Annotated in this window: 5 protein-coding genes and 1 pseudogene; all 6 read right to left on the bottom strand. The window is 42.2% G+C overall.

All coding sequences use genetic code 11. The features are described 5' to 3' along the window. Nucleotides 1–1,292: pseudogene (locus AC805_RS01870) on the bottom strand (hypothetical protein); the annotation flags it as partial. A gap of 176 nt (nucleotides 1,293–1,468) precedes the next feature. Then, a complete protein-coding gene (locus AC805_RS01865) occupies nucleotides 1,469–5,038 on the bottom strand; it encodes an N-6 DNA methylase (RefSeq protein ID WP_055073846.1) in 3,570 nt (1,189 codons plus the stop codon). Between the two features lie 43 nt (nucleotides 5,039–5,081). Further along, the gene (locus tag AC805_RS01860) at nucleotides 5,082–5,867 is read right to left on the bottom strand and encodes a hypothetical protein (RefSeq protein WP_055073845.1); all 786 of its coding nucleotides are present in this window, start codon (nucleotides 5,865–5,867) and stop codon (nucleotides 5,082–5,084) included. A 75-nt stretch (nucleotides 5,868–5,942) separates the two neighbouring features. Further along, on the bottom strand, nucleotides 5,943–7,199 hold the full coding sequence (locus AC805_RS25990; RefSeq protein WP_197278601.1) for a hypothetical protein: 1,257 nt from the start codon (nucleotides 7,197–7,199) through the stop codon (nucleotides 5,943–5,945). Next, entirely contained in the window at nucleotides 7,157–9,343 is a 2,187-nt protein-coding gene (locus AC805_RS01850) for a hypothetical protein (protein WP_055073843.1), read from the bottom strand. Before AC805_RS01850 ends, AC805_RS25990 begins: the two co-directional genes overlap by 43 nt. A 14-nt stretch (nucleotides 9,344–9,357) precedes the next feature. Beyond that, nucleotides 9,358–9,573: a hypothetical protein gene (locus tag AC805_RS01845; protein WP_055073842.1), complete on the bottom strand. Its 216-nt coding sequence runs from the start codon at nucleotides 9,571–9,573 to the stop codon at nucleotides 9,358–9,360. Between the last annotated feature and the right edge of the window lie 307 nt (nucleotides 9,574–9,880).

Raw genomic sequence — 9,880 nt, 5'->3', positions numbered from 1 at the left:
GTCCATTTGGTTGATGCGAGTTCTCCATACTGCGCTCCTACAATTTGTAGTCGCATCAGTTGGTTGTCATGGAGGCGATCGCAGATCTCTGGTAGGAACATATTGAATGCAACGCTGGCGGTTCCATGATCGCCGTTGTGACTGGCTTGCCACATAGCGGCGGCGCAGATTTGAGCAGTTTTCTCGCTTTTGTTGTGTAGTTTCTCGCCTAAGCTCTTTGCCCATTGCACTGCGGCTCTCAGGATTTTCTTGCGGGATTCCCGATCGCTTGATAGTTTCATGGCTTCCCTAATCTTGCTGGTATATTCATCGCGTCGAGCGATCGCTCTTTTGTAGAGAATCTCGCTTGGTTTGACAAATAGTTCGCGGAATTCGAGTAGGGTACGTTCGTGTAAATCTACGGGTTGCCAGATCTCATTCACTGACTGAATCAATAAAGAGATTGTGTCACTGTATTCTCCGTTCGCTTCCATTGGTCTGGCGGGCATTTTGCATCTCTGCTTAGGATCGTAGTAGCTGCCATAGACTCCTTGTTGTTTGCGATCGATCAGCCAATCCAGTTTGGGTAAGCTTTTGCCCACTTCATCGAGAAAGGTTTGGTCGTGGCTGAGGTTGGATTTGAGCCGATCTACGGCGACTTGGACTTCTTGAGCTAAGCCTGCGATGTACTGATGCTGTCCTGTTGCCCATGCAGTGGCTAGGTAATAGGTAATCAATCCAATTTGGTTTTCGGTGGATCTGAGGGCAACTTCGGCTAATGTGCCTTGCACGGGTACTTTGTCGGGTTTGTAGGTGGTGGGCTTAATGTGGTGCTGGCGGATTTCTTTGGCGATCGCTGGTAGTTTCTGGACTGATTTCACGCAAAAGGTGTCGCCATCAAAGTCCATGCCGCAATAGTCACGGGCGATGTCTGGATTGACATACATGGTTCCCTGTTGGTTGAGTCCCTTGATGTGTTTGTTAGTCCAAATCTGTAGGTCATTGCGATCGCGGATGGGATAGCGGAATCCTACATATTCGCCTTCAGGTATTTCGGGGATGCACATTTCGAGTTCTCCCAGTTCGGGGCAGGGCTGGGTCATAAAACTGGAGAAGTTGATACCGCCGCTAGTGGCGAGGGTTAACCATCTTCTTCTTACGAGGTCTTCAATCTTTCGCACCACGTAGGGATGTTCTAGCAGTTGTCCGTGGATATCATGTTTGAGGATTTCTGCGAGGATTTTGCCATCGGCTTCTTCTTCGTTGGTTTCGGCTTCTGGGTCGTCGGTTTTGACCCATTGCTCGGTTTGCACGAGTTGGCAGAGTTGTTTGATGTCTGATTGTGCGGCGACTAGGGTTTCGGCTTTTTGTTGGGTGGTGGGTAAGACATCTTGGGCGATCGCTTGTGGGCTAAACCATTGCCAGACGGTGTAGGAAGTTTTGACTCTGCGTTTCTGGGCGAAGTTGACGATGCCTAGTTTTAGACTTGCTACGGCTGGCTACTTTCTAACTGCTCATTTATCCAATTAATCGCTACTTCTTCATTTTCCTCTATCGCCTTTTCTACCCCAGTTTTAGCAATTTCTAACAGTTGTTTGGATTGATCTTGAGCCTCGTAGGATTGATTAACTTTATCTACCAATCTTTGCTGAATATCTAACGGTGGACACATGATCAATAAAGATTCGAGTACAGGTATTGTGAGATTGGTTTGAATCCCTCCTGTATTTGCTTGCTCAGTTTGTAATTTACCAGCTAATGAGTTTAGATAAAAAGCTAAATATTTGGGATTAATTAAGTTTTGATCAGGTCTAGTCAGAATAAAATAACTACCGTAAATAGCGTTATTCAAGTATTCAGGAATTACAATAGCTAGTCCCAATGTTCCACTTCTAGAGATTAAAACATCCCCTGTTTGTACTGTTGCTGAATATTTTTTAGCGGCATCATGAGAGATAAATTTTAAATCACTCTCTGAAAAACGATATTTCTGTAAATCTGCAATTCTTAAAAATGGCACTCCGCTTTCAATGTACTCAAGGGCATCTGAAACTCCATATTTAAAAACTGATGATAAACTCTCTAGTCTTTTAAGTTCCCATCCTTTTTGTAAACTGGTAGCTTTTAACAAGCTGTATAGTTGATCATATTTAGGTTGATAATACTCAGCATCAAGCCGATCGCTTGTCCCAAACGAAGCCGAAAAGCTCTTAACCGCAATATTTTCATCCGTCGGTTGCCAGTCCTTCAACCCAAGCTCTGACAACAATAAATCTTCAGCTTGTTGATAAAATAACTTTGATTGATCTAAACAGTATTTAGATGCATCGACAAGATGAGCCACAAATTTCTGAAAATCAATACTTGGAATATAAATTAGCAATGTTTTTAAATCATCTAGATTTAGCCCTACTTGAATAGCGCCCCTAGTTTTTCTAAGCAAAAAACCTTTTCCTGTTTCGGTGTTTAAATAAGTAAGCAAATATTTAGGGAAATATTCATCTTTTATCCTGAGAACAGTACTTTTACAGCTAAACATTGCAGGTAAAACCTCATCAGTAACGATAGATGAATTACCTATAGTTCCAACGACTGAAACTAAAATATCATTCTTAAGAAGTTTATACTTAGATAATCTTATGTAGTCTTTTTCTGGAATGTAGTTATTGTCATCATCCATAACAAAAAAAGGTTTTACATCTTTTCCTCGAACATATCTATATCGTGAACTTTTTTCATAGTTTTCCACAAGAAACTGAGATCCAAATGGTCCAATTAAGAAACTCGATTTTTCCTCTAAGTAGCAGTGATTCTTACTAGAGATTTTTGTTTCTAGTTCTAGGAATCTTGGACGGTAATATTCAGAATCAATTCTTCCAGAAAATTCAAGACTACTTAATTTAACTTCTGCCGCTTCTAGCTCATCCATTAACCGATCATACTTTTCAGGATCAAACGGCGTAACAGATGAGCTTAAATCAAAAAAACTTAAATTCTCCTTCTTCGCAAACTCCATAAATGCTTCAGCAATTCCATCCTCAGTCAAACCATCATGATTAAACAAATCATGATCCACAATCAAATGACCGTGAGAATCAAGCAAAAACTCCGATCCACCTAAATCCCCCTTAAAAAGGGGGACTTCAAGACTTTCTCCCCCCCCCTTTTTTAGGGGGGCTAGGGGGGATCTCTCCGATCGCTTCACATAAACTTTATCCCCCGAATTATCCTTACCACCCTTCCGCATCGTCGCAAAAAAGATATTGTAATCATCCTGACGCGGACACAAAGCCCCAGCCTTTGGATCATCATTCCACTTCTGCACAAACAACACCGAAGTCTTCGTTCCCGTATGCGGCTTAAACGTATTCCCATGCAAACCCACCACCGCCAAAATCCGACATCGTTCCGCAATAAAATCACGAATATACTTATCCGAAGAATTATTAAACCTTCCCTGCGGCAACACCACCGCCATCCTACCCCCAGCCTTCAAAAAGTCTAGATTGCGCTCAATAAACAAAATATCACGCCCCATTTTCTCCTGACGCTTACCATTTGGCTTAAGCGCCAGATCATATTTTGAAATAGTTTGTGACTCTTTAATTTCTCCCGCAAACGGTGGATTAGCCATCACAATATCAAACTGAAAAGACTTAAAATCATCCTTCTTATCCGCAAGACCTCGCAATCGTTTAAACCCATCACCATAGACATCACGCCAATCATCTTCTTTAGCTCTCTCTTTCCAAGACTCATAATCCAACGTATTCAAATGCAAAACATTTGTCTGTCCATCTCCCGCAATCAAATTTAAAGTCCGTGATACCCGCACCGCTTTCTCATCAAAATCAATCGCAAAAACCCTATTTTTAACATAATCCTCACAACGTGCAGGCTTCTTTTCCAACGAGAACAAATTACTAACCTGTAAACCCTCATCATCAATAATTTGCTGCCACACATGGAAAATAGTATGCACAGGAAACCCAGAAGAACCCGCAGCCGTATCAATAATTGCCTCATCCTCCTGTGGATTCAGCATCTTCACACACATATCAATCACATAGCGCGGCGTGAAATACTGCCCCTTTTCACCCTTACTACTTTTACTAATCAAATACTCAAATGCCTCGTCAACCACATCAAGATTGGAATTAAACAATTTTACATTTTCCAAAGATGCTACGCAAACTGATAAATGAGCCAGACTGAGCGTAATTTTGTCGCTCTCCTTAAATACGCCTTCCCATTTTTTCTTAGCGCGATCGAATAAACCTTGAATCTTAGTTTTTAGCTCAGTCTCAGTTTGTCCAGTATTCCGAAACTCTAATAACCTCGTTTTTTTACGCTTCTCATCTCGTCCTGATTCCCACTCATCATAAAGCTTCGTAAAAATCAACATAAACAACTCTTCAAAAACATCAACCCCCGCATTAGCAAGGACTTCATCCTCCATTTCTTTAATCAACGCTTTTAAAGACTTTTTCTCAGTGACCAGCTTATCCTTTTTAATCAGGTCAACCAGTGTAAATCTTTCATTGAGAATATCCGCCAATGTTTGATTAACATTAGGAATATCCGTAATATCTTCAAAATAGTTAGGATCTTTTCGCTGATAAAAAGAAATCTGCTCGCCATTAGTCCAAACCCCAATCGGTGAACCCGTCGCATTGCAATAAGACCGTAACTGATCCTTCCCATCCTTAAGTTTGGGCTTTTTCAGTTCCACAATAATATAGGGCACATTCGGGCGATCCTTATCCATGATCGCTATATCAGCTCGTTTCTTTTCCCGCCCAAAAGAAACCTCATATTCTACCAGAATCCGATTAACTGGATAATGATAGCGATCGCACAAAACTTTTAAATAAAGCTGCCTAACCGCTTCTTCAGGTGTTAACTTAATATCCTTACCCCGCACCAAACACTTAACATAAGGCACATCCCCCTTAGTGCTTGATTTTAAAAAAATAGTCTGCTCAAGCCAAGCCACCTCATTAGGCTTAAATTGTGAAAGCTTGTATTCAGAGTCTTTAAGAATATCGGATAAGTTCATGATTTAAATAGTATATATGACAGTAATCTAAAAATAAAATCACTCAAAGAGACTGAATGAGTGTATGAAGTATTTGATACGCAGGTTCATAAACCTTATTAGTATCACTATCTGGGATAATTTCTCCGTGAAATAATACATTCCTAAGCTTATATATAATTTCTATGATACCTTTGCAAAGCTTATCCCTATCGTTGATAAAATGAAGATTTCCCATTTGAATACAATTATTGATGTCATTACTCAATAGACTGATTGTTTTGGAAGGATTAATTTCTTCATAGCAAGCTTTAAGGTTATTTTGCTGGTTTGGCGATAGAAGTTGAAAGTTTGAGTTATTAATTAGATTGTCTAAATCAAAACCATCAGTTTGCGTATAGCTAAACTTAACTGTACTATCTCTGTTATAGATAAATATGTCTATTTGCCCTCTTCTGTGAGGTATTCCTCTTATAGCTTCATATTTTAAATTATTGCGGAGAAAATCATAGCTAAGTCTAGTATTCTCTTCGATTTTAATTTTTTCAAAGGTTATCCGTTCATTCTTATTGTAAATATACTTTCTTTCTAACTGTAAATGAAGTTCTGCAATACGTGATTTAAATGTAAACCCAGCGTTATCTTGATCTTCTAAAAGGCTAATAAGCCTATTACGAAAACTATTGCGATTCGCTTTTATCTCATCTATTGCTCTTCTATCGGTATCAATAGTTGGATAGAAGTTTTTATACCAAGCATTGAAAGGAATCCAAGCTTTTATAAACTGAGTAAAGTAATCGATTGAAGCAAGACTTTTCCATTTTTCAGCGTTTTCCGTATACAACGACATAAATAAGGGCTACTTTGAGAAATATAAATTATAAAAACTTAGTAATTTAACCTTTAATGCTGAATTTTAGCGCATTTAGGTAAAATTATAACTTTCAATGCTCTGAGTTGTACAACATAACATAACGTTGATAAACAAATAACTCAAAAAATAGAGATAGGTAATCCCGTTAATTCTGCCTCCTGTCTGTACTTGCGCTTTTAGTCCCACGTTCTCATCGGCAAGCTTTGCTACAAATTCGGTCATGGTCGGTTGGTTGGCAACAGCTTTGGCGATCGCTTCTTTTAATTGCGGTACGATTTCATCGAGGTTAACTGCTTCTTTGACTCGTTCTGGTGATAGTCCATGCCACACTTCAGGTAGTTTGAGCGTACTTCGATCGATCGCTAAGTCTGCGTCTTTCTTACTGGCAGAAATATGGATATTTGCGATAAACTGACTGCCAATGGGCATATAGGCTGCGTCATTGTGGACGACACCCATGTTTTTCCATTGGTCGCCTGTTTGGACTTGAATTACCCTTTTGTCATAGATGGGGCTTTGGGGATTGGCTTCGATCGCTATCCTGCAATTTAGGGATTCATGGGATTGTCGATCTTTGAGTTCGTTGGTTTCATACTGCAAGCCAATTACTTTGATTGTTTCTACCTGTAATTCTTTTAGGCGATGGGCTACGACTTCGGTAAACATTTTGCCTGCGATCGCGCGGTTGTTGTTATGCCAGAGGGCAGCCGCTCGGCGATCTCGTTCGGTTTCTGGAATTGCATCTCTCTGGGTTTCCAGATATTTCTCGGCAGCAGCAAATTTGTCGTCAACGTCATTTTTAGAAATTCCCAGTTGGAATTCTAGTTTCAGGTTGCCGAAGATTTTGTCCTTTTCAATGGTTTTACCGTAGGCGGCTAAGGTGGCTGGCGAGATTAATCCCACGTCAATTTTGTCCCGATCGATTAGGGCGACGGCTTTGTAGGGATATTGTTTTTCGGTTTTCCAGTCTTTATTTTTTGCCATTTGGATATCGACGGTTTCTCCTTTGCGGGCGATCTCCCAGATCGGGGATTCGCCATCGGGGTCGGTGGCGATCGCACTGACGATTTCGATTTTGTTACCTTTTGCCGAGGTTGCCGTCAAAGCTATGCCTTCTTCATGCTCTAGGCGACTACGACTGGCGGCGGCTTCGGAGATGAGCTTGTTATAGTGCGTAGCGACTCCCTTTGCCCATTCGCTATCTGCGGCTGTATGGCTGTCTTTGGGGAAGATATGGTCAAATCGGTTGTAATTGCGATCGCCAATCAGACTATGTTCCTTGTAAATCTGGTTGGCTTGTTCCACCATCCGACAGGATCTTGAGTATTGGTCTTGATGCCCTCAGCACCGATATAGGCGTAGCTGTTGTCTTTGTCTTTAATCCATTCCACCTGTTTGTATTTGGCAACTTTCTGGCAGAATTTAAATTCATCTTCATTGACTTTTCTGGCACTTTTGGGCGTATCGACAGCACGTTGTAAGTTCACGGCTGCGAGGCTTTCTAGATTCCATAGCAGTCTCTCGGTTTTGCCTAAGCCTGTAGTTACGGCAGTCGCTTTTTCTGGTTCGGGTTGGTTGGGAATGGTACTGGCGATTTGGCTAATTTCGGCAATCTGATTCCGCCATGTATCATTGAGAATGCGAAAGGGTTTCTTAGGATCTTTGTCTTCTGCAAGTAGCTTTTGGAAATGTTTGCCAATGTTTTGCAAGTATTCGCTACTTTCAACTTCTGGGATATATTGCGTTTCCCATCGCAAGGCTTCTAGCCTCATGCCTAGATTAGCAACTCTTCCTGTGGGGTTGTCAGCAGCATTTACCGCAGCACTGGCGAGGCTGACAAATCCATTAGTAGCATCACGAGGAATCTTCTTTTCCTTTTCGACTTGAATTGGTTTGTTCTCTGGCAGATTCTTGTCAATGATTTCTTGGATTAGAATTGGATACTGCTCAATGATTTTCTGGGAACTCGCTTGCTGTTCGGGGGATAATTGGCTGGGAATAATCCCCACGCGATCGCCGTCAAAGTCAATTACCAGTCGTTTGGCATCGTTGGGATTGAGGTAGCAGACTCCTTTCTGTCTATAGGCTTCGGGATCTAGTTCGCACAAAACTGTGAGGTTGTTCGTAAATACATCAAAGTTAGCGGCATTGGCGACAGGACTGCGATAGATGGCAACTTCGGCTCCATCGGGTAGTCCTGTAAAACTGACTTCGCCTTCTTGGAGTTGATTGTGGGGTTGAGCGATACCACTGGGGACGTAAACGCCTCCTGTGGCGACTTCTTGCCATTCGCTCTGTAGGAATTCTCGCAATCGTTTAGCGATATCTTCCATTTCTAAGATCTGGCAATGACCGCCTTCAATCAAGTCAGTTTTGAGGATGTCATACAGCCAATCTTGGTATTCTTCGTTAGGGGAATTTAATGGCTCTCGGTCAATTTCATTGGCTGTTGTGTTTTCTAGTGAGCTCAATCCCAGTTCCAGTGCTAGTTCTGGCTCGATGATTTGGGTAATGTTAGCGCGATCGCTTAGTTCTTCTTGTCTCTGCTGTAGACGCTTTTCATGGCGTTCGATATACAGTTGCGCTACCTTGCGCGGATCGGATTGGGCTTCAGCGAGGCGTTCGGCTTTGATTTTCAGCTTGGGGAGTACGTCTGCTTGCACTCCTTCGGGGAAGAAGACTAGAGCCTGAGTTCCTAGTTTCTGTTCGGTGAATTTAGCGTCTTCTTTTCTTGACCAGAATAGGCTAATTTCATGGATTCCTGTGGTGGTGGTTTTGTTGTCGCCTTTGATGCTCGATTTGGCGATAATGCCATCGACTTCTAGGGCTTGGCAGAGTAAGCTAGCTCGACAAGTGCCTTTAATCACGCCCTGCCATTCAGGTACGGCGGCGCGATATTGGAATGGACGATTCGGTTCGGCTTGCAGTTGGGTCGCGAGATCTGGGGAGATCAGGCTATAGCAGTCTCCCAGCTTGCTGGCGATCGCTCCCATTGCTTTGTCACTGATAGTAATCCCGTTGCTAAGGGTGATGGGTTGCTCTCCCCAATCCGCTTGGTAGATTCCTGTGGCTGGGTCTTTATTCAGGGTTTCATCATCGACGATCAGGATTCGCGATCGCTCTTTAAATATAGATGCTTTGGCTTCGGAGACGGGCAAACTGCCATAGGCGACGGCATCGCTATGATTGGTGAAGATTTCTTGGCTTACCTTTTCGGCGATGGCGCGATCGCCAAAGTAAGCGGTTCTTCCATTGGCAAGAATTAGGTACAGTCCTTGCTCTTGCAGTCGCTCGATGTCTCTTTCAGTAATGCCATCGTACATCTTACCAACAGCAAGTTTACTCGGCTCAATATCTTTGCCGATCTTCAGTTCGAGGTAGCTATGCTCGATGGTTTTCACGGGCAAGGGTAACTCTTGCCCTGTCTTCAGGTCAATCTGTCTAAATTCCATCTTGTCATTTCTCGCTAGAATTCAAGGTCAATTTCTGCTTCTTTTTTGGGCTTGATTGCTCGGGTTTTCGGTTTTACTTTTGCCTTTTTGGGCTTTGGTTCTGCATCTTCGTCATACAGGGAATACTGCGATTCATAGCGGGCGATGTCATCAAAGCTGGCTAGTCCTTCGCTCAGTAGTTCGTCGTAAGTGTAGCCCGCGTCAATCTTGGACTGAATATTGTTTCTCATGGGTTCCTCTTTAGGTGCTTAGGATTGAAGACAACGGGTTGGGGAAATTGACAATCTAGAGAGTATATTCTATCAATTTCTCTGGATTGGTATTTGAGAATATTGTTGGTACAAATTCTGGGATTGTCAATACTCCATTATGGTAGTTTCAACTTCATCGGCGAATCGCTAGATTTTCCAATAGTCTCCCGTTGGCTGTATTCTGATTATAGTTTCATTTCTTCTGTATGACCCTGCTCAATCTCAATCAAGCTGATTTGTCCGACATCCGTTTAATTGCTTCCGATGTTGATGGTACTCTTACCCA

The sequence above is a fragment of the Pseudanabaena sp. 'Roaring Creek' genome (genome assembly GCF_001402795.1).
Taxonomy (GTDB): domain Bacteria; phylum Cyanobacteriota; class Cyanobacteriia; order Pseudanabaenales; family Pseudanabaenaceae; genus Pseudanabaena.
This window is presented reverse-complemented; position numbering and strand designations above follow the sequence as displayed.